The 24,586-nt window shown below is 57.8% G+C and carries 20 protein-coding genes; 12 read left to right on the forward strand and 8 right to left on the reverse strand.

The window, feature by feature from the left end; genetic code table 11:
* Positions 1-40: 40 nt before the first annotated feature.
* From gatA to cmk, 3 genes are read left to right on the forward strand one after another with little or no spacing between them, the layout of a single operon-like run.
* Positions 41-1,507, forward strand: coding sequence for an Asp-tRNA(Asn)/Glu-tRNA(Gln) amidotransferase subunit GatA (gene gatA / locus BUC26_RS11800; RefSeq protein ID WP_073376253.1), 1,467 nt, complete (start codon positions 41-43; stop codon positions 1,505-1,507).
* A 49-nt stretch (positions 1,508-1,556) separates the two neighbouring features.
* The gene (hisC, locus tag BUC26_RS11805) at positions 1,557-2,669 is read left to right on the forward strand and encodes a histidinol-phosphate transaminase (protein ID WP_073376255.1); all 1,113 of its coding nucleotides are present in this window, start codon (positions 1,557-1,559) and stop codon (positions 2,667-2,669) included.
* Positions 2,662-3,348, forward strand: coding sequence for a (d)CMP kinase (cmk, locus tag BUC26_RS11810; protein ID WP_073376257.1), 687 nt, complete (start codon positions 2,662-2,664; stop codon positions 3,346-3,348). Before hisC ends, cmk begins: the two co-directional genes overlap by 8 nt.
* 47 nt (positions 3,349-3,395) lie before the next feature.
* Here the strand turns inward: cmk and BUC26_RS23890 are convergent, their stop codons facing one another.
* A complete protein-coding gene (locus BUC26_RS23890) occupies positions 3,396-4,019 on the reverse strand; it encodes an OmpA family protein (RefSeq protein WP_073376259.1) in 624 nt (207 codons plus the stop codon).
* Positions 4,020-4,254: 235 nt separating this feature from the next.
* Between BUC26_RS23890 and rlmKL the strand changes: the two genes are divergently transcribed.
* The 6 genes from rlmKL (at position 4,255) to BUC26_RS11845 (ending at position 11,406) form a co-directional block, all read left to right on the forward strand.
* A complete protein-coding gene (gene rlmKL, locus BUC26_RS11820; RefSeq protein ID WP_073376261.1) occupies positions 4,255-6,405 on the forward strand; it encodes a bifunctional 23S rRNA (guanine(2069)-N(7))-methyltransferase RlmK/23S rRNA (guanine(2445)-N(2))-methyltransferase RlmL in 2,151 nt (716 codons plus the stop codon).
* A 283-nt stretch (positions 6,406-6,688) separates the two neighbouring features.
* The gene (locus BUC26_RS11825; RefSeq protein ID WP_073376263.1) at positions 6,689-8,323 is read left to right on the forward strand and encodes a response regulator; all 1,635 of its coding nucleotides are present in this window, start codon (positions 6,689-6,691) and stop codon (positions 8,321-8,323) included.
* Positions 8,324-8,582: 259 nt separating this feature from the next.
* The gene (locus BUC26_RS11830) at positions 8,583-9,626 is read left to right on the forward strand and encodes a 3-oxoacyl-ACP synthase III (RefSeq protein ID WP_073376333.1); all 1,044 of its coding nucleotides are present in this window, start codon (positions 8,583-8,585) and stop codon (positions 9,624-9,626) included.
* A 15-nt stretch (positions 9,627-9,641) separates the two neighbouring features.
* Positions 9,642-10,214, forward strand: a complete 573-nt coding sequence (gene amrA, locus BUC26_RS11835) for an AmmeMemoRadiSam system protein A (protein WP_073376264.1) — start codon at positions 9,642-9,644, stop codon at positions 10,212-10,214.
* Entirely contained in the window at positions 10,211-10,813 is a 603-nt protein-coding gene (locus tag BUC26_RS11840) for a hypothetical protein (protein ID WP_073376266.1), read from the forward strand. Before amrA ends, BUC26_RS11840 begins: the two co-directional genes overlap by 4 nt.
* Positions 10,814-10,884: 71 nt before the next feature.
* Positions 10,885-11,406, forward strand: a complete 522-nt coding sequence (locus BUC26_RS11845) for a PaaI family thioesterase (RefSeq protein WP_073376268.1) — start codon at positions 10,885-10,887, stop codon at positions 11,404-11,406.
* Here the strand turns inward: BUC26_RS11845 and BUC26_RS11850 are convergent.
* The 3 genes from BUC26_RS11850 to nikR form a co-directional block, all read right to left on the reverse strand.
* Positions 11,330-16,585, reverse strand: coding sequence for a trifunctional serine/threonine-protein kinase/ATP-binding protein/sensor histidine kinase (locus BUC26_RS11850; protein ID WP_073376270.1), 5,256 nt, complete (start codon positions 16,583-16,585; stop codon positions 11,330-11,332). The two genes, BUC26_RS11845 and BUC26_RS11850, sit on opposite strands and share 77 nt — an antisense overlap.
* A gap of 69 nt (positions 16,586-16,654) precedes the next feature.
* Entirely contained in the window at positions 16,655-17,725 is a 1,071-nt protein-coding gene (locus tag BUC26_RS11855) for a hypothetical protein (RefSeq protein ID WP_073376272.1), read from the reverse strand.
* A gap of 84 nt (positions 17,726-17,809) precedes the next feature.
* The gene (gene nikR / locus BUC26_RS11860; RefSeq protein ID WP_073376274.1) at positions 17,810-18,220 is read right to left on the reverse strand and encodes a nickel-responsive transcriptional regulator NikR; all 411 of its coding nucleotides are present in this window, start codon (positions 18,218-18,220) and stop codon (positions 17,810-17,812) included.
* An 86-nt stretch (positions 18,221-18,306) separates the two neighbouring features.
* On the opposite strand from nikR, the gene tsaA reads away from it, so the two are divergent.
* On the forward strand, positions 18,307-19,059 hold the full coding sequence (gene tsaA / locus BUC26_RS11865; RefSeq protein WP_208609776.1) for a tRNA (N6-threonylcarbamoyladenosine(37)-N6)-methyltransferase TrmO: 753 nt from the start codon (positions 18,307-18,309) through the stop codon (positions 19,057-19,059).
* On the opposite strand, the gene lptC is transcribed toward tsaA, so the two are convergent.
* From lptC to BUC26_RS11885, 4 genes are read right to left on the reverse strand one after another with little or no spacing between them, the layout of a single operon-like run.
* A complete protein-coding gene (gene lptC, locus BUC26_RS11870; protein WP_073376276.1) occupies positions 19,051-19,632 on the reverse strand; it encodes an LPS export ABC transporter periplasmic protein LptC in 582 nt (193 codons plus the stop codon). The two genes, tsaA and lptC, sit on opposite strands and share 9 nt — an antisense overlap.
* On the reverse strand, positions 19,629-20,270 hold the full coding sequence (locus tag BUC26_RS11875) for a KdsC family phosphatase (protein ID WP_084540618.1): 642 nt from the start codon (positions 20,268-20,270) through the stop codon (positions 19,629-19,631). The genes lptC and BUC26_RS11875 overlap by 4 nt, the downstream gene beginning before the upstream one ends.
* Positions 20,271-20,277: 7 nt before the next feature.
* Positions 20,278-21,117: a 3-deoxy-8-phosphooctulonate synthase gene (kdsA, locus tag BUC26_RS11880; RefSeq protein WP_073376278.1), complete on the reverse strand. Its 840-nt coding sequence runs from the start codon at positions 21,115-21,117 to the stop codon at positions 20,278-20,280.
* Positions 21,114-22,775 (reverse strand): CTP synthase, encoded by a 1,662-nt coding sequence (locus tag BUC26_RS11885; protein ID WP_073376279.1) that lies wholly within the window; start codon positions 22,773-22,775, stop codon positions 21,114-21,116. The genes kdsA and BUC26_RS11885 overlap by 4 nt, the downstream gene beginning before the upstream one ends.
* A gap of 177 nt (positions 22,776-22,952) precedes the next feature.
* Here BUC26_RS11885 and msrB point away from each other — a divergent pair, with 177 nt between their 5' ends.
* A complete protein-coding gene (msrB, locus tag BUC26_RS11890) occupies positions 22,953-24,008 on the forward strand; it encodes a peptide-methionine (R)-S-oxide reductase MsrB (RefSeq protein ID WP_143165993.1) in 1,056 nt (351 codons plus the stop codon).
* A 163-nt stretch (positions 24,009-24,171) separates the two neighbouring features.
* Positions 24,172-24,582, forward strand: coding sequence for a DUF3617 domain-containing protein (locus BUC26_RS11895; RefSeq protein ID WP_073376281.1), 411 nt, complete (start codon positions 24,172-24,174; stop codon positions 24,580-24,582).
* Positions 24,583-24,586: the final 4 nt, after the last annotated feature.

Here is a 24,586-nt window from a genome sequence, read left to right on the forward strand (position 1 = left end):
GAAGGAACAGTCACAGCGACAGCTTTGCTCGAGAAAAACCATGGAACCATACGAATTGACAATCACCCAGGCCCTCTCCCGCCTTGCCTCTCGGGATCTTTCCTCCCGTGAATTGACGCAAAGCTGCCTGGAGCGGATAAATGCAGTTGAACCGACGGTGTCGGCATTTATTACCCACGATGCCGATATCGCCTTGAGCCAGGCCGATGAGGCCGATCGCCAGCGAGCCGCCGGAAGTGTCGGCCCATTGTGCGGTATTCCGCTTTCGGTCAAGGATCTGCTGTGCACCAAAACGTTCCCGACGACCTGCGGTTCGAAAATGCTGGCCGGCTTTGTCCCGCCGTACGACGCCACGGTTGTTGAAATGATCCTTCGTGCCGGAGGGGTTATTGTCGGCAAAACTACGATGGACGAATTCGCCATGGGGTCGACTTCGGAAACCTGTTATTACAAGGTTCCCGCCAATCCCTGGAACCTTGAGTATGTGGCCGGCGGTTCATCAGGCGGCTCGGCGGTGTCCGTCGCCGCCGGCGAAGTGCTTGCCTCGCTTGGTTCGGATACCGGTGGGTCCATCCGTCAACCTGCATCACTCTGCGGGATCGTCGGGATGAAACCGACCTATGGCCGGGTATCCCGTTATGGTCTCGTCGCCTATGCATCCTCGTTGGATCAAGTCGGTCCGTTGACCCGCGATGTACAGGATTGTGCCGTGATGATGCAGGCCATCAGCGGCCATGATCGACGCGATTCGACGTCCGTGGATCGGCCCGTGGAAGACTATTCGGCCGCTTGCGCTGCAGGAATGCGCGGCGTGCGTATTGGCCTGCCACAGGAATTCTTTCCCGAGGAGCTCGACCCGGAAGTACGGCAGGTCGTCATGAACGGTGTTGCCGCCCTTCGTTCGGCCGGAGCTGAGATCGTCGATGTCTCCCTGCCGCATATCGATTACGGTGTCGCTGCCTATTATATCATCGCACCGGCGGAGGCAAGCTCCAACCTGGCCCGTTATGACGGGGTTGCCTATGGCTACCGCGACGAACAGGCAAATTCTCTGATCGAGTTGTACAAGAACAGTCGTTCGGCCGGTTTCGGTGCCGAAGTGAAGCGACGCATCCTGATCGGCACCTATGCGTTGTCATCTGGCTATTATGATGCCTATTACAAGAAGGCATCCCAGGTCAGAACTCTGATTCTGGACGATTTTAAAAATGCCTGGCAATCGTGCGACCTGCTGATCTCACCGGTTACGCCGACGCCGGCCTGGCGGCGGGGGAGTAAGCTCGACGATCCACTGGCTATGTATTTGTCAGACATTTTCACCCTCTCCACCAATCTCGCCGGTCTGCCGGGTATTTCCGTCCCGGGCGGATTGAGCGAAGAAGGTTTGCCGATCGGTATCCAGTTGCAGGGGCCTCATTTTGGAGAAAGCCTGCTTCTCCGGGCGGCGTACAATCTGGAGGAGAACCTGGCTCTTGACCGCGCCATCATGCCGCGACCGACGACCTGATCGAGATCGAAGAATTCCCCACTTTTCCTTTTACCTGCAAGGCTGACCCTTGAAACTATCAATTCCCGACACAATTGCTGCCATTACCCCGTATCCGCCCGGAAAACCGATCGAAGAGTTGGAGCGGGAATATGGAATCAGCAACTCGATCAAGCTTGCTTCCAACGAAAATCCGCTTGGCCCGTCACCTTTGGCCATCGGGGCGATCAGCAAGGCGCTGAAAAACCTGCACCGATATCCGGATGGGTCTGGTCATTACCTGGTCAGGGCGATTGCCGAACACTATGGTGTTGAGCCGGAACAGGTCGTCCTAGGCAACGGATCGAACGAGATCATCGAGTTCCTGGTGAAGGCTTTTGTCGAGCCCGGGGACGACGTCATCACCAGCCATCCGTCCTTTTTGATGTATCAAAAGTTTGTCCAGATACGGGGAGGAGTCAATCATGTCGTTGCGCTGTCGAACATGTCCCACGACCTTGCGGCAATCTCCGACCGTGCCGGCGAGCGAACAAAACTGATTTTCCTGGACAACCCAAACAATCCGACCGGCAGCTATCTGCCGCGCCACCGGTTGCTCGATTTTCTTGACCGGCTACCGGAGCATATCCTGGTCGTGCTTGATGAGGCCTATGTCGATTTCATGGACGAAACGCTGAGGATTGATACGACCAGCCTGCTCCCCCCTCGCAGCGGCCGATGCGGGGTGGTCAGCCTGCGAACCTTTTCCAAGGCGTACGGCCTGGCTGGGCTTCGCGTCGGTTTCGGCTTAATGGCGCCGGAAGTTGCCGCTTGCCTGCACAAGGTACGACAGCCGTTCAACGTCAATCAACTGGCCCTGGTCGGGGCCAGCGCCGCACTGCAGGATCAGTTCTTTTATCAAGAAACCTTGCGGATTACCGAAGAAGGAAAAAAAACACTGATGGCCGGGGTGGAGCGGCTCGGTTGTCGCAGTTTTCCGTCACAGACCAATTTTTTCCTGATCGATGTGGGTGGGGATGCAACAACGCTCTACGAGGCGATGCTGCGTCAGGGGGTGATCGTTCGCTCCATGAAGGCGTATGGCTATCCCAACTATATTCGGATCAATGTCGGAACAGCGGCTGAGAACGGTCGGTTTCTTGAGACACTGCAGAGCTGCCTGGCGGAGTGCGGCTATGCCTGAGCCACCGGTCGAGGTGATTACCATCGATGGCCCAGCGGGCGTCGGTAAATCGACGATCAGCAGGAAACTGGCTGCTCGTCTCGGTTACACCTATTTGGACACCGGCGCCATGTACCGGGCTGCTGCCCTGTCTCTAGCCAACAGGGGGATCGACTGTTCCGATGAGCACGCAGTCGTGGGGGCTCTGAGCGGGGTTACCATCGAGTTGCTGCCCGCAGCTGACGAGAACGATGACACGGATGTGCTGCTCAACGGTGAGCGAGTCGGCGCCCTGATCCGAACACCGGAGATGTCGATGCGGGCATCAACCGTTTCGGCGGTACCGGCGGTACGGTGCATACTGACCGAGATGCAACGGGAAATAGGCCGGCGTGGCAAGATTGTTGCCGAGGGGCGGGACACCGGAACCGTTGTCTTTCCCGGCGCACGTCACAAATTCTTTCTCGATGCCGATTCCGTTGTCCGGGCTCGGCGGCGAGCACTGCAGATGCGGGAGCGCGGCGAAACGGTTGATGAAAAAACGCTGTTGGAGATGACGGTCAGGAGAGATCGCCAGGATAGCGAACGGGCCGTTGCTCCATTGAAGAAAGCAGACGACGCCTGGGTCATCGATACGTCGACTCGATCGATCGACCAGGTACTGGAGGCGATTCTGGCGGTCGTCCGCTCCGATGAATAAGAATGTTTGTCCCGTCTTCTAGCGGTGAAGACGGGACAAACCTCTCTCTACTTGATGGCAAAGTCGACGCGACGATTTTGACTCCAGGCAAACTCGTTCTGCTCGACGAAGAGTGGTCGCTCTTCTCCGTAGCTCACGGTCCGGATGCGAGCCGGATCGATGCCGAGATTGACCAGGTAGTCACGGGCGTTGATCGCCCGTTTTTCACCCAAAGCGAGGTTGTATTCTTTGGTTCCCCGGTCGTCGCAATTCCCTTCGATGATGACGGGATTGCCGACCTGTTTGAGCAGGTCGGCGTTTTGAATCATTCGGTCGGCCATATCGGCCCGGATGGAGGCCTGATCGAAATCGAAATAAACCGGGCTCAGGCCGTTTGACGACCGTCCGTGTTGGCGCTTGTATGCGTCCGACGCTTCACTGTTTTCTCCGGCGGCGAGAGCCATTCCCCCCAGGTGGGAAATATTGGTGTCGTCGAGATTGCCTTCGGCGGCCAGGTTGGCTTCCGAATAGCCTTCAGCTTCCGGGTAATTGATGTCTTTTCCGGAAGACATCTGTCCGCCCGAGGTGGCGGTCGGCGGAATGACTGCTTTTTTCGAGCATCCGCCGGTAAAAACGGCAAACAGGGCAATGGCGGCAGCGACGACGAGAATCCTGGCAATGGGCTGTTTCATACCTTTCCTCTGGGTGTTTTTTCGCGGACGACGGACCGGTAGTCGATTGTCTGTTGTAACCGGATTGGTACCCTGTTAAGGGTGGTGCAGAGTGCACCCTCATGAAGACTCTATTCTAGCCGTATTCATCAAGAGGTCAAGTACTTTTCAGCGTCTCAAGGATCCTTCAAGAAAGGGATGAGACAGCGGCTTTGTCCGTCAAAACGAAGGGTGTGAAGGAGAAGTAAAACAGGCGATGATCGATAATCAGGCAGTGTATTTCATAGCGACCTGCGCCGGTGGTCTCGAGTCGCTGGTGGCGGAAGAGGTGGTCCGGTGGGGCGGCCGGGGGCCGGCAACGAGTGTCGGTGCAGTTCAGTGGTCAGGCATGTTGGAGAGCGGTTATCGAGCCTGCCTCTGGTCGCGCTTTGCGTCGCGGGTGTTGCTCGTCGTCGATCGGTTCGAAATCGGTTCGGCGGACGACCTCTACGAAAAGGCCCGGCTTGTTCGTTGGGAGGAACACTTGTCGGTGGAGAGCCGGTTTGCCGTAGACTGCTCGCTTTCCGCCGGGGCACCGATCGGGCACAGCAAGTTTGCCGCGCTTCGGGTCAAAGACGCCGTGGTGGATCGGTTTCGAGAACAAAGCGGTCTGCGACCGGATGTCCAGCCGAGACGCCCGGACGTCAGGCTGGCCGTGCATCTTCGTGGGTCCTCTGCCACTCTGGCCGTGGATCTGTCGGGAGAGAGCCTGCACCGGCGTGGCTACCGTGCGAGCGGCGGCATCGCCCCGCTCAAGGAAAGCCTTGCGGCGGCCATTATCGCGCTGAGTGGTTGGTCCGGCGACACACCTCTGCTCGATCCGCTGTGCGGGTCCGGTACCTTGTTGATCGAGGCGGCGTTGCAGCTGGCCGATTCCGCACCGGGGCTGGATCGGGCCTACTTCGGATTGACCAACTGGCTCGGACACGACGAGCGCCTCTGGCAACACCTCATCGAGGAAGCAGTTGAACGCGAGCAGGCCGCTCAGGAGCGACCCTGGCCACCAATTATTGGATACGATGCGGACGAGAAGATAATCTCAGCGGCCCGGGAAAACATCGCGCGGGCGGGCCTGGAAGACAGAATCGTCCTCCAGGTGCAAGAGCTCAGCCGTTTACAGCCAACGGAATCGGTCGGGTTGCTGGTCTGCAACCCACCTTATGGTGAACGCGTATCGGATAAACAACACGTACGGTATCTTTACCGTTTTCTTGGCAATCGTTTGCGTGCGAGATTCGCAGGGTGGCAGGTGGCACTGTTCACCGGAGTACCGGAATATGCGGACCTGGTACAGATTGCCTGGCACGAAACCCGACGTCTGTACAACGGACCGCTGGCCTGCGGTCTTTTCGTCGGCCGGGTTTCCGGATCGGGACCGAGGTTCTCCTGGCAGATCGGATCGACGGACGATCTTGTGGTCGGCAGAGATCTAGCGGATCGATTGAAGAAAAACCTGGGCAGGCGGCTGGGCTGGGCGAAAGAGCAGAATCTGGAATGTTTTCGGGTCTATGATCGTGATCTTCCGGACTACAATGTGGTTATCGAGTTGTACCGAAAGTGGGTTTATATCAGAGAGTTCTCGCGCTCCGGGGCTATTGATCAGGATACAGCGGAAAAACGATGGGTTACGGTAAGAACGGTTGTCCGGGAACTGCTGTCGGTTGGCCGCGATCGTCTCTTTCTCCACCGAACGGGGCGGCGGAGCGAGCAGGGAGATCGTCAGGGCAAGCGGAAGAAAGCGGCGAAACGATTCGAGGTCGCAGAGGACGGGGCGTCTTTCCTTCTCGACTTCTCGGCCACCGGCGGGCCCGGACTTTCTCTCGATCAACGCTCGGTTCGTCTGCGGCTGCGGGCCACCGCTAGCGGCAAGTCCTTTCTCAATTGTGCCGATCAGTCCGGAGCGGCGACGGTGCAGGCTATCCTTGGTGGCGCCTGTCGGAGCACCACTGTTGTCAGCGACGGAGAGCAACAGGAGCTGGTTGGTGGGAATTTTGCGCTCAACGGTATCTATCCGCAGCACCACCGGGTCGTTATCGCCGACCCACGCTCCTGGCTCGAGCGGGATGAAAGCAGCCATGACCTGATTTACCTCAATATTCGGTCGGGCATCTCGATTTCGGGGAAACGGAGTGAAACAAGGGACCTCGGCCACCAGTCAAGCGAGCTGATTCGTCTGGCCATGTGCCGGCTCCAACCCGATGGCCAGCTATTGTTCACCATGAGTTTTCGCACCGCAACTCTTGATGAATCGATCAACCAGGCCTTTGACTGCCGGGTGCTGGATAAGGTGTTGTTACCCCGGGATTGTGAACGTAGCGCAGGCATGCACCGCTATTGGGAAATCCGGCACCTCAAGAGATCCCCCTGAGCCGTCGCCGGATACGGTTGCCCGAATCGATCCGGCTTCGGTAGTGCTCTGATATCATGTTTTAAATTATATCTTGGCGTGTTAGGATATCACCTCATGACGGGTACGTCACAACGAACAATGAAAGTCAGCACCGTGATCGGAAGATCTGATCAGTGAAAGTGAGCGGGGGACAGGTTAAAACCTGTCCCGCCGATTTTAGTATAACAAACAGTCGCTATTCGACGATTACCGGCGGGTCTGGAGAAACGCAGGCGAACACGGAACACGAGTGAGGACGGAGATGCCACGAGAGCGGGCAGAAAAAAGTGATACGGCGACGGGGGCTGCGATCAACGCTCAAGAAAAACTCGTCGAGCAGCAGCGGCGGATCAGGGAACTCGAAGAGGCACTTGAACAGGCCGAGCGGTCCGAACGGAACAAGAGCGACTTCCTGGTAAGTCTCGGACACGCGTTACGCACACCACTCCACGGCATTATGGGGATGACCGATCTGGTTTTGGAGTCAATTCTCGGGGAGGAACAGAGACGTCGCCTGGAGATGGCTTCCACCTCGGCCGAGCGGCTCCTCGAAGTTGTCAACGATCTGCTCGACTACTGCCGTATCGAGGCCGGTTCTCTATGTCTGTCCGCGGAAGATTTCAATCTTGCCGAGAGCCTTGAGTACGAACTCTACCTGTTACAGCTTGCCGCCCGACAAAAACAACTCGATTTCGCCTCCCGAATCGACCCTCTGGTTCCCGTCTGGGTCAACAGCGACCCGGACCGGCTGGTCCAGGTCCTTGTCAACCTGGTCGATAATGCGATAAAAAATACCGAGCAGGGCGGGGTCGGCGTCAGGGTCGAATATCTCGGCGAGACCGGTGCAGAACAGATCCTGCTCAAATTCACAGTAACCGACTCCGGCAGCGGCATCGCCCCGGAAAAACAAGCCGGTATCGAAGCCTATCTCAGTGACGGCGACGCTACGGTTGACCGTCCTTCCTGTGACAGCGGTCTCGGTTTGACCATCGCAGCCCGGTTGGTTCACCTGGCCGGCGGCGAAATCGGTTTTCAGTCGACACCGGAGAAGGGGGCGACGTTTTGGTTTACCTGGGCCTGCCGCCTCGCCGCCATGCCATTGGAGCGGCCCGAGCAGCCGCTTCAAAACCGGCAGCCGGCAGACCTTCCGACAGCGTTTCAATTTGACGGGGCGACCGTCCTGCTCGTAGAGGACGAGCCGATCAGCAGGGTGTTGATAGAAACCCTGCTCAACCAGGTCGGTCTGCAGGTCGGCATTGCCGAAAACGGACGTCAGGCGGTGACGGCCGCGTTGAGTGGCCGGTATCGGGCCGTTCTGATGGATGTGCAGATGCCGGGGATGGACGGCCTGGAAGCGACCAGGGCGATCAGGACACACGAAAAGACCCAGGGCGGTCACTTGCCGATTATCGCCCTGACCGCGCACGCGATGCAGGGCGACCGGGAGCGTTGTCTGCAGGCGGGCATGGACGATTATCTGGCAAAACCGTTGAACAAGGACGATCTCTATCAGGTGTTGCGCAGGCGTCTGACCAGGGCGGCCCTGATTGTTCTCGAAGAGATGACACAGCAGCAGGCGACCGTTGAGTATCTTGTCGAAAAAGGATGGCGGGTGACCATAGCCGAAACCGTTCGCTCCGCCGGCTACGAGGCATCACTGCATCATTTTGATCTGGTTGTCCTCGACATCGACCACGATGGCGGCGAGGGTGCGGAAACGGTTCGGACGATTCGCCGTTTGGAGGCCTATTCCGGTCGCCATTCCCTGATTCTGGCGATCAGAGGAGAACAAACGACGGCGGCGATGACCGATATCTATCGACAGAGCGGCGTCGACCGATTTCTCGAGCCGCCCTTTTCCGCCGAGCTTCTCGAGAGACATCTCCTGGACGTTTAACACTTGTGCGAATCTTGAAAAATTGTCATGTCGGCCAATTTCATCGTTGCGCAATCAAATTTTATCCTCTGAATATCATCTATGCCTGCGGTAAAATTTTCTTGTGCGCCTCGATCTTGAACGAAATTCCAAATTTTTCAAGCTCCCCTTGTCACTCCCCGGGACGCCCGTTATAATGCGGCGGTCCGGCCCAGGTGATCGCAGCGAGACACGCACGGCGGTTACACCAAAATACGACAGTTGCCCAATTCGGTTTCCGATGCCTTTTTTTTCACAGGTTTGTCTCCATAGCTTCGGCTACGAAATTCCCGCTCGCATTCTCACTTCGGACGATATCGAACAGCGGCTTGCGCCGCTCTATCGTCGGCTCAAACTGCCCGAAGGCAGGCTGGCGATGATGAGCGGTATCTCCGAGCGTCGTCTCTGGCCGGAAGGAACCAGGCCAAGCGAGGCGGCGGTACAGGCCGGCAGAAAAGCTCTGACCCGGTCAGGTATTGCTGCCGACCATGTCCAGTGTCTCTTCAACACCTCGGTTTCCCGGGATATGATGGAGCCGGCAACGGCGGCTTTTGTCCACCATGCTCTGGGACTGCCGCCCGATTGTCTGATTTTCGATATCTCCAATGCTTGTCTCGGTTTTCTCGACGGGATGGTGATGCTGGCCTCGATGATCGAACTCGGCCAGGTTGACAACGGCCTGATCGTCAGTGGAGAAACCGCGGAAGAACTGATTGAGTCGACCATCACCACACTGCTGCAGGATGAGTCGCTGACGAGAAAAAGTATCAAGTCCGCTTTTGCCTCGTTGACCATCGGTTCCGGCGCCGTCGCCCTGTTTATGTGCCGGTGCGGAGAAGGAGCCACGCTCGCTGGACCGCGCTTGTCCGCCGCAACCTGGCGGGCCAACACGGCACATGTGGACCTCTGTCAGGGCGGCCGGATCGATGCGGCGACGACTCTGATGGAGACCGATTCCGAGGAATTGATGATCCAGGGCATTGAAACGGCCGAGCAGACCTGGCGCGCCTTTTCCGCTGTGCCGGGCTGGGGTGTGGATGATATCGATCGGTTTTTCTGCCACCAGGTCGGCTCCGCCCACACGCGTCTGCTTTTTGGCACACTTGGACTCGATGTTAACAAAAATTTCGAAACGTTGTCGTTTCTCGGCAATGTCGGTTCCGTTTCCGCACCGATTACCCTGGCCCTTGCTCTCGAGCAGGAGGTCTTTCGACTCGGACAAAAAGGGGCCTTGCTTGGAATCGGCAGCGGTATCAATTGCCTGATGCTCGGTATCGACTGGTAGAAGGGGAGGCTGCTGATGAGAGAGCTTACACCGCAGCAGGGCGAGAGGTTGCTCCGCCTGGCTCGAGAGACGATTGCCCGCCGCCTCGGTGTCGGCCGTGGACCGGACAGGGAGATGTTGGATGACGAAGCCCTTCAGCAGCGGTGCGGCTGTTTTGTTACCCTGAAGCTGGCGGGGCAGCTGCGCGGTTGTATCGGTAACCTGGAGCCTGTCGGTCCCCTTGGCGAGTCGGTGATGCGCAACGCCGAGAGCGCGGCCTTCCACGATCATCGGTTCGCACCGCTGACCCCGGAAGAGTTTGTGCGGATCAACCTCGATATCTCAATTCTGACACCAGCCGTCCGTCTGGATTACCGGGACGGCGCCGATCTTTGCCGGCGGTTGCGACCGGATATCGATGGCGTTATTCTTCGGGCCGATGGTGCCCAGGCCACCTTTTTGCCGCAGGTCTGGGAGCAATTGCCCAATCCGGCCGATTTCCTCGATCACCTCTGCCTCAAGGCGGGTCTTCCTAAATCAGCGTGGCGCGGCGGTCGGCTGGAGATTTCGATTTACCAGGTGCGCAGTTTTTCGGAGCGGCAGCAATGAGTCTCACCCTCTCGGCCGACCTGGCAGCGGACCTGGCCGCACTCTATCGGGACATGGAGTCGGCTTACGACCGGGTGGCCAAGCAGCTGCATCACAGCTGCGATGGTTGCCCGGATAATTGCTGTGATTCCTATTTCACCCACCACACGTATATCGAATGGGCCTACCTCTGGCTTGGTCTGGCCGAGCTTAGCGAAGAGCGGCGGCAGCAGTTGTCCGTTCGCGCCGCTCGATGCATCGACTCCTACACGCATGCCCGCGAGCACGGCAAACGACCGCAGATCATGTGTCCGCTCAACGACAACGGGCGATGCAGTCTGTACCGCTATCGACTGATGGTCTGCCGGACGCACGGGGTACCGGCTGTGATGACCAGGCCCGATGGCCGGGTGATTCGTTTTCCCGGCTGCTTTAGGTGTCAGGAACAAATCGAGACACGGCCCGGTCAACAACACCTGCCGGTCATGGAGCGAACACCGCTCTTGCGGCGGTTGGTCGATTTGGAGCAACGGTTTGTGAGCGGCAGAAGAACGGGTTCGCCGCGGCTTGCCATGACTATTGCCGACATGGTGGTCGATGGCCCTCCGACTCACGTCTGATTCGCTGCCGAGAACTGCCTGGTGTACTGCCGGGTGGACAAGCCCGGGCGCATGGCATGGAGAAATACACGATGAAACATAAGGTTATCAACAGACAGCCCAATTCGAGACGCTGTTTTGTCTGTGGCCTGGAAAACCGCTATGGCTTAAAAAGTCGCTTTTATGAACTTGATAACCGGGAGATTGTCGCCCTTTTCACACCGGCTGACGAGCACCAGAGTTATCCCGGTCGACTGCACGGAGGCATAGCGGCGGCAATCCTGGATGAAACGATTGGCCGGGCGGTTCTGAACCATCAGGACACCGAGCTCTGGGGTGTTACTATTGAATTTTCGATGAAATTTCGTCAACCGGTACCGCTTGACCGGGAAATTAAAGTACTCGCCCGTATTACCGGGGAAAACAAACGTAGTTTCACCGGTTCCGGAGAAATCGTCCTGGCCGATGGCAGTGTCGCCGTTGAAGGGAGCGGCCGCTATCTGAAGATGGCCTTGTCCAGCGTTACCGATTTTGATTTCAAGGAAGAAGAGTGGCGGGTAGTTGAGCAGGACGATGATGATCCGCTTGAGGTGGATTGTCCGGAGCATCACTGAGCGGGAAACTCAGCGTGAATGTGCAGCCACCGTCCGGTGGCGACGAAAAGCTGATATCGCCACGATGGTTTTTCATGATGCTATAGGCGATGGCCAGGCCGAGACCGGTACCGTCGGTGTAAGGCTTGGTCGAAAAAAACGGCTCGAAGATATGTTCCCGATGTTCGTCGGTGATACCGCTGCCGCTGTCGGTCAGCGCCAGAACGACCTGTTGATGGCGCACAGCGGTCTCCACCCGTAGCCGTTTTTCCTCGCTGTGTTTCATCGCATCAATGGCATTGGTGGTCAGATTGACCACTACCTGGCTGATTTGATCTTCGACCGCTCTGATGTCTGGAAGGTCTTCGGCCAGTCGGGTGGCCACCGTTATGCCGGCGTCTTTCAGGTTTTTCCGTTGCAGGTGTAAAACGTTTTCCACCGTGTTGTTGAGGTTGAACAGGATTTTTTTTCCGGATGACGGTCGGTGCAGTTCATGCAGATCGTTGATCAGCTGTTTCAGTCGATCGCACTCCTGTAAACCGACGTCGATCAGGTCGCGATCCTGTCGGCCGAGTTCCGTTCTCTGGGACAGGTCGTCAAGCAGGTATTTGATACCGATCAGTGGGTTGCCGAATTCGTGGGCAATGGATGCCGAGAGCCGGCTGAGGGCGGCCAGTTTGCCGGCATGCAGCAATTGCATCTGAGTTTCCTTGCGCTTGGCCACTTCCAGGTGCAGGTTGCCGAGTGTCGTTTGCAACTCTTCGTACAATTGGGCATTTTTGATGGAAATGGCAGCCTGTCCGGCGATGAGTTCGATGATATCGAGACGTTCCGGTGAAAATGCGGCGGTGGTCAGGTTGTTTTCCAGATAGAGAATGGCCAGCAGATCACCGTGGTGCTTGATCGGCACGCAGAGTAGAGATTTCGTGTTATTGCTGCGGATGTACAGGTCACCGGTGAACGGTCCGCTGAGGCAGGCGTGGTCAAGCACGATGGTCTCACCGGAAGTGGTTACGTGTTTGATCACGGCCAGGGACAGGCGCTGCCGGTGGGCGAGGAGCGGGGTGTCGACCACGGCCCCCTGGCGTTCGCCACTCGTTGCCGTTACTTTAACCAGCGGTGCGTCGGTAGGGTTCATTATCAGCAAGCCGACTTCAGCCCCGGCATTTTCCACAACGATCATGATCAGCTTCCTGACAACCTCGTCTAGCACGAATTCACTGCTGAACGCCCGTGAAGCTTTAACGAAACTGCCAAGATCGAGAGGCGAGGCGTCGAGGCCGGTTGTCAGGGAAACCGGCACGCCTGCCTGTTCACGGGTGCCGGTGCGGCGTTCAACGAGCAGGTCGGCGGAGTGCTTCCTCAGATGATCGACCAGCGCCTCCGCTTCCCATTGACGATAGTGGTGTAACGCTTCACCTAGATAGGAACGGGCGACCAGAGGGCGGCCGCTGGCCAGATAGAAGGCGGCGGCCAGTTCATACCCCAGGGCGGCATCCTGTTGGTAGCCGTTCTGTCTGGCCAGGGAGATGGCCTGCTCGTAGTGGTGCGCTGCAGCTTCCCGTTGATCGGTGATGCGGTGTCGTTCGGCGCAGAGTAAATGATAGCGGTGTCGATAATTTTTTGGAGACGTTTCTCCCCAGCGGCGCATTTTTTGGATACCGGTGTTAATCGCGGTCCATCTGCTCCGTCGACCTGTGTGGTGCGGGTCCCGGCAGATGGCCAACAGGGTCAGGGTATGGATGAAAAGAAAAATCGGCAGCAAAAACGATGATCGGACCCCGTCGATCAACGCCAGCGCTTTGCTGCCGTGTTGTTCGGCTCGTTCATAATTGCCGAACAGATAGGCAAGCAGTTGTCCGAGCTGATGGAAAAAAAACAATGTCGTCCGGTCGTCACCATGCTGAAGCAGCGACGACATCCGGATGCCGTCGTAGTGCAAACCGCTGAATATGGACGGATCGCTGGTGCGGCCGCGCAGGTTGGCGATGGTCTGCTCGAGCATCATCTGACGATAGCGGACACCGGAGGAAGCGGTATCGATGTGCCGGCGGTACGGTGCCGTTTCCTCGAGAACACCGGTGAGACTTCGTCCGAGAAAGAACATCGTTGCGAAACATCCGACAGCGCAGAGTGCGGCGGATTCCGATTCGCTGTGGTAGTACTGCTGTCGGCAGGCTTGCTGGAGAGAATCCTGAGAGTGTCTCAGGTGTCGATGCCAGTGGGTGATATCGGTGCTAACCAGATGGACGGAGAAAGGGTGAGCGGGTATGCCTGACCGTTTCTGCAGATCCAGTGCCAGTTGTCCGTAACGAGAGCCGAGGCGGTATTGTCTGGTGCCTGCCGAACAAAGGAGAGCGCCAAAGATCGGGTACCCGATGATCGACGCAACCCGGTGATGGCCATGGGCAAGAGATAACCGGATGGATGTCAGGCTGATGATCGGCAGAAGCGCCGGGCGGATCTGGTAGGCGGCCAGGGCTGTTTCGAGCAGCACTTCCATAATTGAAGCCTGGATCGGATCGGTCATCTGTGGCATGGTCAGCAGCGCCTGTTCCGATCTGCCGAACAAGGATATTCGAGCTGACAGAAAGGCTGCGGCGGCAGCATGTTTGCCAGGTGACTCGGCAAGAGAAATTCCCAGTGCGGCAAGAATGGTGCGACCGGTCCGCAGGGCTTCACGACAACGATCGCTGCGCCGGTAGAGTTGCATCGCGGTCCGATAGACCCGTGTCGAGTCAACCGCGGTTCGGGCCCGGCTGCAGACGATGGCGAAGAGACGCTCGCTCTCTTCGGTCAGATCCGATCGTGCTGCCGCTTCTGCGGCTTCCGAGTAGACATCGAGCGTCAGGCCATACTGGGTGGTCCAGGCGGAAGCAGGCAGTAGTTCCAGCGCCGTGGCGCTCAATCGTCGGTAGAGAGATGTGGTTCCCGAGGTCTTTGCCTGGATGGCGGCCTCGAGGTTCAGTGTGGCGAGTTCGAAGCGCTGTTTGTCCGTTTCCAGCGCGCTGATTCCCTGGTTGAGGTGGCCGACGATGTCACTAAGCGGGTAGTGGTGGTTGGCCGATTCAGAAAGGTATTGCATCATCGAGCCGATGCGAACCCCAAGTGCATTGCGTGTCGCAAGCGGCAGCAGTGCGATGGCCGCATGGCGAATCTGTTCGTGGGCGAAGCGAAAATAGTCCGTTTTCTGCGTGTTTCCTTCGTTTGTGCCGGAAGGCCCGAGAGCCTGGGGCGCGGCCGGGAGAATCAGGCCGTCGTTGAGAGCTTTGGCCAGGTCGGCCAAGGTCTGCTGGGGTGTATTCCCGTAGACAAGACTGAGCAGGCGGAGATCAAACCGGGGACCGATACAGGCGGCGTATTGCAGGACGGTTCGTTGACCGGCGGGAAAAGCCGCAATGCGTCTGGTCAGTAGTTCGCCGACATTGGGAGTTACGTCGGTCGCCATGACGGCCGGCAGGTCATAGTCCCAACGGCCGCTTTTGCTATTGAAAGCAAGCGCCCCCGATTCATGCAACTGGGCGAGGAATTGTTTCAGAAAAAAGGGATTGCCTCCGGTTTTCTCACGACAGCAGTGTGCCAGGCCGAGCATGTCGGTTAGTGGCTGATAGAGAGTTTCACTGAGCAACCCGGCGATTTCGTCGTCCGTCAGGGGAAGCAGTTCCAGGTGCACCGGAAATGAGACGCTTCCCGCTGGTTCGTCGATGGTGTCGGCGAAGATGGCTGTGGCGTCGGGGTCTGCCGAACTGCAAATGAGAAGGCCCTGCCGTTGGCGATCAGCGAGAAACGAGGTGATGACGGAAAGTGTTTCCGGGTCGACCAGATGCAGATCATCCTGAATGACGACCAGTGTTTTGAAATGACGGTCGATCGCGGCGAGCAGCGTTTTGGCGATCGACAGGTTAGAACTGATTGCAAGTGCAGTATCTGGTGATGCTGCCGGTGTCGTGCCGAACAACTCTCTCAGCTCGGGAAGCTGTGCAACGGCTTGTTCTTGCTGCCCGTCAAATGCGGGCAGCAAGAGATCCAACCAACTTGCTCGCTGCTCGGGGTCGAGTGAGAGGAGGTGACGGAGCAGCCGCCTGCAGGCGAAGATGATCGGAGCGCCGGGCGTATCCCCCCGTCCGTGCTCGGCTGTTGCCCGTAACACGATGGCGCCGCGGTACTCCAAGACCTTTTGGATTTCCAGGAGAAGAGACGTTTTGCCGCTTCCGGACGCGCCGGTGATCAGATAGGCGCGAGGCACCTCTGAACCGATCCTGTCGTAGCCGCAAATCACGGTCGATAATTCGTGATTTCTGCCGAAGTGTCGGTCGGGAATGGAAAATACCGGTGAAATGTCGGTGCCGCCGACGCCGAAGTCGATGATCGAACGATTCTCGCGCAACTCGATCAGGCAGCGCATCAGGTCCGGGATCAAGCCGCTGCAACTCTGGTACCGATCGTCGGCCGATTTCTCAATCAACTTGAGAACGATGTTCGCCAGCGCGTCGGGGATGTCCGGATTGAAGTCTTGCGGCGGCGCTGGCGTTTTGGCCAAATGGCCATGCACCAGTGCAATCAGATCGGTGCCGATGAACGGGCGGCTACCGGTCAGCAGTTCGTAGAGTACGACGCCGAGTGAATAGAAATCGGATCGATAATCGAGTTCCTTGTTGATCCGGCCGGTTTGTTCCGGAGAAATATATGCAAGGGTTCCCCGAAACGTCGAGTCGGTCGAATAGAACGGATATTCTTTGTTTCTGGTGGAGGCGATACTGAAATCGACGAGTTTAATGCGGCCGGTGATCGAGCGAAAGAGAATATGGGCCGGACAAAGATTTTTATAGATGATGTTGTGCCGGTGGATATCGCGCAGCGCGTCTGCAAGCTGGATGGCAATATCGAGAAAGCGGATAAAGTCCACCGGACCTTCCCGGTTAGAGACGGATAACGGCAGGCCGTTGAAGTCCTCCTCGATGAGAACCGGGAGGGGCCCGTGTTGGCCGAGGCCGATGGCGGAAATGATTTTGTTGTGTCGAAACCGACTTAGAATGGTGAATTCATGCTTGATGGTGTTTGCCGATGTGGCAGCAGAATTCTTCCCGGCGGGAACTTTGAGGATGACACGCTGGCCGGTATCGTCAGCAATCCCTCGATAGATCGAGGAACGTGCCGATTCGCTGATGCACTCGCTGATGGTGTAACCACAAATGTTCAAGGTATCTGTCCCGTTTTTTTCAACGCCGACCGGCCTTCTCTTCGATGACCGATGGTGACAAGCAGGTCTTCATGAAAGCAGCGGCAGAATCCATTCAGCCAACCGGCGGTTGCCGGTTTCCCGGGGGCTGTTTCTTGGTTTTGCGAATAGATCAGGCAGATCCGTTAGCCAACTGCCGCTCAAAAACTGATGCTCATCGAGAATCGCTCCGCCGAGCCGTGCAACGACGTAATCGGCCAGAACCGCAGATTCGGCAAAATCGGTGCGGGTAACACAGCAGAGTGGCGTGGCCGTTTGGGAGCACTCGGCAATGGTCGAGTAGCCGCATTTGCAGATCAGCAGGTCGGCACCGTTAATCAGATCAGGGTGGTGCAACGGGGCATGCGGCGACAGAAAACGAACGTTGTCGCCATATGAGACCCCATCGGGACTCTGGCCGGCAATGACAAAGAAGGTGTCAGGGTGGGTATGCAGCCGTGACAAGAAGGGAGGGGTGCAGGGAATTCCTCCCATACTGATCAGCACGGTCTGCCGGTCGTTGCCGCCGAGCAATGCTGCGCCCTCCTGCCGGGTGAGATGGCAGGGACGGGCCAGCGGCGCACAGGTCAGGTCGACAGCGAGGGGGCGACAGACCGGTTCGGTTTGCACATGCCAGTCGGCGAGCCCATAATATTCGGTCAATTGATCGATGATCGGTCTGAATGCTGCAATACGGTCAGCCAGTGGTCGGTAGATCCAGTCCCAGGTGAAATTTTCCAGCAACAGCGTCGGGATGCCGGCTCGATTACCGACAGCGATGCCAAGCGGACTGATGTCGCAGATGATCAGAGAGCTATCGCGACACCTGTCTGCGCAATAACTGATGCTCTCGTTCGCTAGGGGGAGAAAATCTGCCAGCCGGTTCATCGTCTGATCGACGTCGATGGAAAAGGCGGAGTCTTGAACGAGGCCGATATCGGAAACGATACGGTGGTAGAAGAAGGGGAATGTGCTGGATTGAAAGAGGGTTTCCGGGACTGTTGAGAAGATCCGCACCTGCAGGTCGGGGAGTATCTCACCGAGCGCTTCCAGGACGCTGATGGTCCGGGTTGCGTGGCCGAAACCGTGCGGAGAGATAAAGCAGGATAGTTCCCTGGTCATGATCGGTTGCGTCCTGGGAGAATAATCGTGTTCGGCCGGCTTTTCGGCAGGAGGAGCCGGCGCCGCTCGGTGCGGTCGAACGTGTCAGTGCAGATCTTTGCCGGTGGTGCTCATCGCCAGGTTGCAGTTGCGCACGCCGCGCAGGGAGCGGATACGATCGGCAAGTTCGTTGACCGCTCCGGCCTTGCCCTTGATGATAATAACTTCCAGGCAATTATGGTGATCCATGTGCACATGGGTGGCCGAAACGATCTGATGGTGATAATCGTGCTGGATCTCGGTAACCTTTTCCTGCAGTTGATGCTGGTGGTGATCGTAGACCATGGTGATCACGCCGACGACATCCTTGTCCGCCTGCCACTCCTTGGCCACAAACGATGAGCGGATCAGGTCCCGGATCGCTTCGGAACGGTTGACGTATTTCTGTTGCCGGATATAGTCGTCGAAATCGTCGAGCAGTTTTTCGTCGAGGGAGATGGTAAAGCGTTTCAACATGGCACCACCTGGAGTTTTTCGCTACGTTAGCGCGCCGTTGCCGGCGCGTCAACTCTTTTGCTGACAGACGGGAGAAGGAGGATGCAGTGGACAATGATGCAGGGCACGAAGGACCGCACCACCTGTTACGGACGATTGGGATTATCAGGTCCTGTTATCGGGAGAAATTCGGAATTCCGCGGCAGGCGGGACTGACCCCGTCCGCCCGGGCCGAACTCGAGTTGGCCGGGCCGTATGCTCGGGCGGAAATGGTGCGGGGGCTGGAGCAGTTCAGTCACCTCTGGCTGGTGTTTCTTTTTCACGATGCAACGAGCGAGGGGTGGCAGCGAACAGTTCGTCCGCCGCGGCTGGGAGGTCGCAGGCGGCTTGGGGTGTTTGCCACTAGAAGTCCGCATCGACCGAACCATATCGGTTTGTCCGCCGTCAGCCTGCTCGGGGTTGAATGCAGTGGCGGCGGCGTGAGGCTCAAGCTCGGGGGTGTCGATCTGCTGGACGGGACACCGGTTCTCGATATCAAGCCGTATCTGCCCTACAGCGATCTGATTGAAGCGGCAACGAGCGGTTGGACGGATACTGACAGCCGAGCGGTTCCGGTAATCTTTACCCCGGCCGCGGCGTCTTTTGGCGCGGCCTATCGAGAGCGGACCGGGCGAGCACTGCTGCCGTTGGTCGAGGAGGTGTTGCGTCAGGATCCGCGACCGGCCAGTCAGCGAGGGCGCAGGACCGGGTTCGCGATGACGTTGTGGGATGTCAACATTCGCTGGCAGGTGACCGAAACCTGTTTTCTGGTGGATTACTGCGAATGGCTCGAGGGGCGGGAAGGGCTGTCTTCAGGGTGATTCCAGCCCGGCGATGGTACAGTAGACGCGCCCGCCGATCAGGTAGTGGCGGGTACGTATATCGTAATCGAGACTGGCGCCGATGATCTCCACCTGTTCACCGACCAGCCGTGTCCGGCCAGGTGACTTGATGGTCCGGTCGTGGTCAAAGTAGAATAGTTCTTCCGAATAGAGCTGCTGGTTTTCGGCAACCTGGTCGATGCGAACATCGTCGCGCAAGGTGAGCTGTCGACTCACATCGTTGTAGACGCCGGTCCTGGCGATAACATTGATGCGGTTGCCTTGCTCGTCAAACAGGTCGGCATCGACATCCGCGAGGATGAATTCGTGTGGTACATCACTAGTCTGGGCTTCCGCGGCCCGGATCTCGGCAGTCTTGATCCCGTTCTGATTCTGCAGGATGACTACCTGCTCCATGGTGAAGTTGTGGACTCTCTCTTCCCGTTTGGCGAAATCGAGGTCAAAGCCGCCCCGTGGTTCGAGAAAGGATGCCAGCGGCAAGCGCCAGAGCGGAAAGGTAAGGATCAGGCCGAGTGGAATCAACCAGATCAGGTTGCGACGGGTGAGCTTCATGTCAGGTAGCTCTGCAACAGGGACTGGTGGAGTCCTTTGGCGGTGACCAGCAGATCGCATACTTCCCGAACGGCGCCGTGACCGCCGCTGCGCGACGCGACGTAATGACAGGCGCTTTGCACCTCGGGTACGGCATTGGCCGGGCAGGCGGCGAGACCGACCCGGATCAGCACAGCCAGATCGATCCAATCGTCACCCATGTAGCAGACCTCGGCCGGCCTTTTCCCGGACCGCCGCAGGATTTCCCTGAAGGCCGCGGATTTGTGGTCGACTCCTTGATAGATGTGGTCCAGGGCCAACTCTTCGGCCCGCCGCTGGACGATAGTCGATCGCCGGGCGGTGATCAGTCCGGTTTGAACACCGGCCTGCCGCAACAACTTCAGGCCGAGACCGTCCTGGGTGTTGAACGCCTTGGCCTCGGCTCCGGATTCGCTATAAATCAGGGAGCCGTCCGTGAGCACCCCGTCGACATCAAGCAGGAGCAGGGTAACACCGGCCGCCCGGCTGTGCAGGACGTCGTCAAGAAGACCATGCTGCCGGCTGGCTCGTTGCTGGGACCGCTGCCGATAACCGGCCAAAACCTCACAATCGGTCGGGTGAGAAGTATCTCCGGACGGTTGACGGGGATCGCTGGTCATCGGGTGATTATTCCAGACAGGAACGGATGCGAACGATTTGCTGAAGAATTGCCTCCACCCGGTCAAGAGCGATGGAGTTCGGCCCGTCGCAGAGGGCCCGATCCGGATCGGGATGGACCTCCATGAACAGCCCGTCGATACCGGCTGCGACTGCCGCCCGGGCCAACGGTGCGATAAACTCCCGCTGACCGCCAGATGAGCCACCGGCCCCGCCGGGCAATTGTACCGAGTGGGTTGCATCATAAATAACCGGACAGCCGAGCTCGCGCATCACCGGAAAGGAGCGCATGTCGACGACCAGGTTGTTGTAGCCGAAACAGGAGCCGCGCTCTACGAGCAATACCCGGCTGCCGTTGACGCTCTTGATTTTGTCGACTGCGTGGGCCATGTCCCAGGGAGAGAGAAACTGGCCTTTTTTCAGGTTGATCGGCTTGCCGGTCGTGGCTGCGGCTTGGAGCAGGTCGGTCTGGCGGCAGAGAAAGGCGGGAATCTGAATGACATCAAGGACCGCAGCGGCGCTTGGCACCTGCGACGATTCGTGCACATCGGAGACGACGGGGACGTTCATCGCGTCGCGAATCCCGGCCATGACGGCCAGACCCTCGGCCAGCCCTGGCCCGCGAAACGAGCCGAGCGACGTGCGGTTGGCCTTATCGAAAGATGCCTTGAACACGTAGGACAGGCCAAGTCGTCCGCAGATTTCCTGCATGGTTCCGGCCACTCGCCTGGCTAGTTCGGGTGACTCAAGCACACACGGACCGGCGATAAGCAGGAGCGGTCGGCCCGGTCCGACCAACAGATCCGGCCCCTCGGGTCGGCCAATGGCAACGGTGGTGACATCCATCATTCTTGTGCGTCCCGAAAGTTTAACGCGGCTTTGATGAAGTCGCGGAACAGCGGATGCGGCTTCATCGGTTTGGATTTGAATTCGGGATGAAACTGGCAACCGAGAAACCAGGGGTGTTCGGGGATTTCGACTATTTCGACGAGGTGATTGTCGGGTGAGACACCGGAGATGACCAGGCCGGCCTTATTGAGCACCTCGCGGTAATCGTTGTTGAACTCGTAGCGGTGCCGGTGCCTCTCGCTGATCTCTTCCGTCTGGTAGGCGGCCATGGCGAAGGTGTCTTTCTTCAATACGCAGGGGTAGGCGCCGAGCCGCAGGGTGCCGCCGAAGTCGGACTGTTCGTCACGAACCTGTTTTTTCTGGGAGCGATAGTCAAACCATTCCTTGCACAGATAAATCACCGGCTCCGGTGTGAGCGGGTCGAGTTCCGATGAGTGTGCCTTGGCAATCTGCGCCACCTGGCGGCTGAACTCGACAACGGCCAGCTGCATGCCGAGACAAATCCCGAAAAAGGGAATCTTGTTGACCCGGGCATGGGTGATTGCTCGAATTTTGCCCTCGGCACCGCGCTTGCCGAAACCGCCCGGGACCAGGATGCCGTCGCAACCGGCCAGCAATTGCTCGGGGTTGCCGGTTTCCAGCTCCTCGGCGCTCAGGTAGAGCAATTCCACCTTGGCGCGGTTGGCCAGGCCGCCATGGATCAATGCCTCGTGCAGACTCTTGTAGGATTCGGTCAGATCCACATACTTTCCGGTGACGGCAATGGTGACCGTGTGCAAGGGATTTTTGAGATTGTCGACCAGGTTCTGCCACGGCCTGATGTTCGGTGAACCGGTCCAGACATTGAGCAGCTCGAGAATCTTTCCGTCCAGGCCTTCTTTGTGGAACAGCAACGGGACTTCGTAGATGTTGTCGACATCGATGGCGGTGATGACCGCATCCTTGGGGACATTACAGAACAGTGCGATTTTCGCTTTCAGCTCGGCGGAGAGCGGAACTTCGGTGCGGCAGAGCAGTATATCGGGTTGAATGCCGTCGGCCCGCAGCTCTTTGACCGAGTGCTGGGTCGGTTTGGTTTTGACCTCTCCGGCTGCTTTGATGTAGGGGACCAGGGTCAGGTGAACGAATAAAGAGTATTCCCGGCCCAGATCACTGCGCAGCTGGCGGATCGCTTCGATGAAGGGCAGCCCTTCGATATCTCCGACGGTGCCGCCGATTTCGATGATGGCGATATCGGCGCTGCCGTCCAGCTGCAGCACGGCGGTCTTTATTTCATCGGTGATGTGCGGAATGACTTGGACGGTGCCACCGAGATATTCACCGCGACGTTCCTTGGTGATCACCGAATAGTAAATCCTGCCAGAGGTGTAATTGTTTTTCTGGGCCATCAGCGCATTGGTGTAGCGCTCGTAATGACCCATGTCGAGATCGGTTTCGGCACCGTCGTCGGTAACGAAGACCTCACCGTGCTGAAACGGGTTCATCGTTCCGGGGTCGACGTTGATATAAGGATCGAGTTTCTGGAAGGTCACGGTCAGTCCCCGGCATTCGAGCAGGGCGCCGATCGATGCGGCCGCCAGCCCTTTACCGAGAGAGGACAGGACGCCACCGGTGATGAAAATGAATTTGGTTCGTTTGGTCGTACCCGGTTTTTTCATACTGCTCTCCCGGCTGAAGGTTGGCATGGAAGATTCGGTCTTTTTATACACCTAATCGCCGGTGGAGGCAACAACGGTCACCGGGAAAAGATTAACGGAGCGGCGGAGCTCTTGTCTGCGGCCGTGGTCGTGCCTATCTTTTCAAATGTAGGAATAATTCTCAAAAAGGAGCGGGCGATGAACAGCCTTATGATGGCAATCTTGTTGTTGGGCATTGGTACGACGGTATACGCCGCCGATCGGACGGCAACCAAAGCGGAAGAGGAGACCGCGCTCTTTGGCGGCGGTTGCTTCTGGTGTATGGAGCCGCCCTTTGAACAGCTCGACGGTGTTATCGATGTCGTTGCCGGCTATACCGGCGGGGCTGCCGAAGATGCCGAGTACGCCAAAGTGTCCACCGGTGCTACCGGTCACTATGAAGCGGTCAGGGTCCGCTACGATCCCGGCCGGATCTCTTATCGGGAACTGGTCGAGACGTTCTGGCGACAGATCGATCCGACCGATGACGGAGGCCAGTTTGCCGACCGGGGAACCCACTACCGGACGGCCATCTTTTATACCACCGAAGATCAGCGGGCTGTTGCCGAGCAGTCAAAGGCGGATCTTGATGCCTCTGGTCTATTCAAGCGGCCGGTGGTGACGGAGATCTTGCCGGCACAACCGTTCTACGAAGCTGAGGTGTATCATCAGGATTATTATCGGAAAAATGTTGTGCACTATTCGATGTATAAGGCTGGCTCAGGGCGGCAGGCGTTTCAGGAAAAGGTGTGGAAGAGCGGTGGCGAGGGGACGGCACCGTTCCGTAAACCAAGTGATAAAGAGCTGCGAGAGTTGTTGACGCCGATGCAATACCAGGTGACTCAGAAAAAAGGCACCGAACCGCCCTTCGACAATGAGTTCTGGAATAACAAGGAGGAGGGACTCTATGTCGATATCGTTTCCGGAGAGCCGCTGTTCAGCTCACGCGACAAGTTTGATTCCGGTACCGGCTGGCCCAGTTTCACCCGGCCGGTAGAGCCAGACAATATTGTCGAGCGGCGTGATATCTCACACTTCATGCTGCGCACCGAAGTGCGTTCTCGCCAGGCCGACTCGCATCTCGGCCATGTCTTTTCCGACGGCCCGCCACCCACCAACAAGCGCTACTGCATCAACTCGGCCGCCCTGCGCTTTGTTCCGGTAGACCGCCTTGAGGAGGAAGGCTATGGTGATTATCGGAGCAGTTTTTTTTAGCAAGCGGTTGCCACCGGCGAACTAACGTTACCCCGATAGCCATTGCCGCGGCGAACGAAAATGGGTAGTCTTGAGACATCTTTTTTGCCGCGCCGGCGCATGGATTCATGGAGCGCATGTATTGCGAGCTGGTAGGTCTCTTACTATCCGGGAGGTGTTGATTATGGGAAAATTACTGATGGCGATCGGTGTTGTCTGGTGCCTGTTGCCGGCCGTCGGGGCGAAGGCCCTCGACTTTCAGCCGGGACAGTATCAAATTACGTCGACTGCTGAAATACCGGGGATGCCGGCCATGCCGGCCCAGCAAACCGTGCAGTGCCTGACCGAGCAGGATCCGGTTTCAGCGGACATGGTTGGCAGCGGCTGCTCGATCAGTGACTTGAAGACCAGCGGCAATACCGTTTCCTGGGCCATGACCTGTGATCAACAGGGCACAAAGGCCACCGGTACCGGCCGGATAACCTACCAGAACGACAGCTTTTCCGGAGTATTTACGACGACCATGGACACACCGGGCGGGCCGGTGACGATAACTACCAAGAGTAACGGCACGCGGATAGGCCCTTGTCCTTGAACAT

It is taken from the genome of Desulfofustis glycolicus DSM 9705, assembly GCF_900130015.1.
In the GTDB taxonomy this organism is placed as follows: Bacteria; Desulfobacterota; Desulfobulbia; order Desulfobulbales; family Desulfocapsaceae; genus Desulfofustis; species Desulfofustis glycolicus.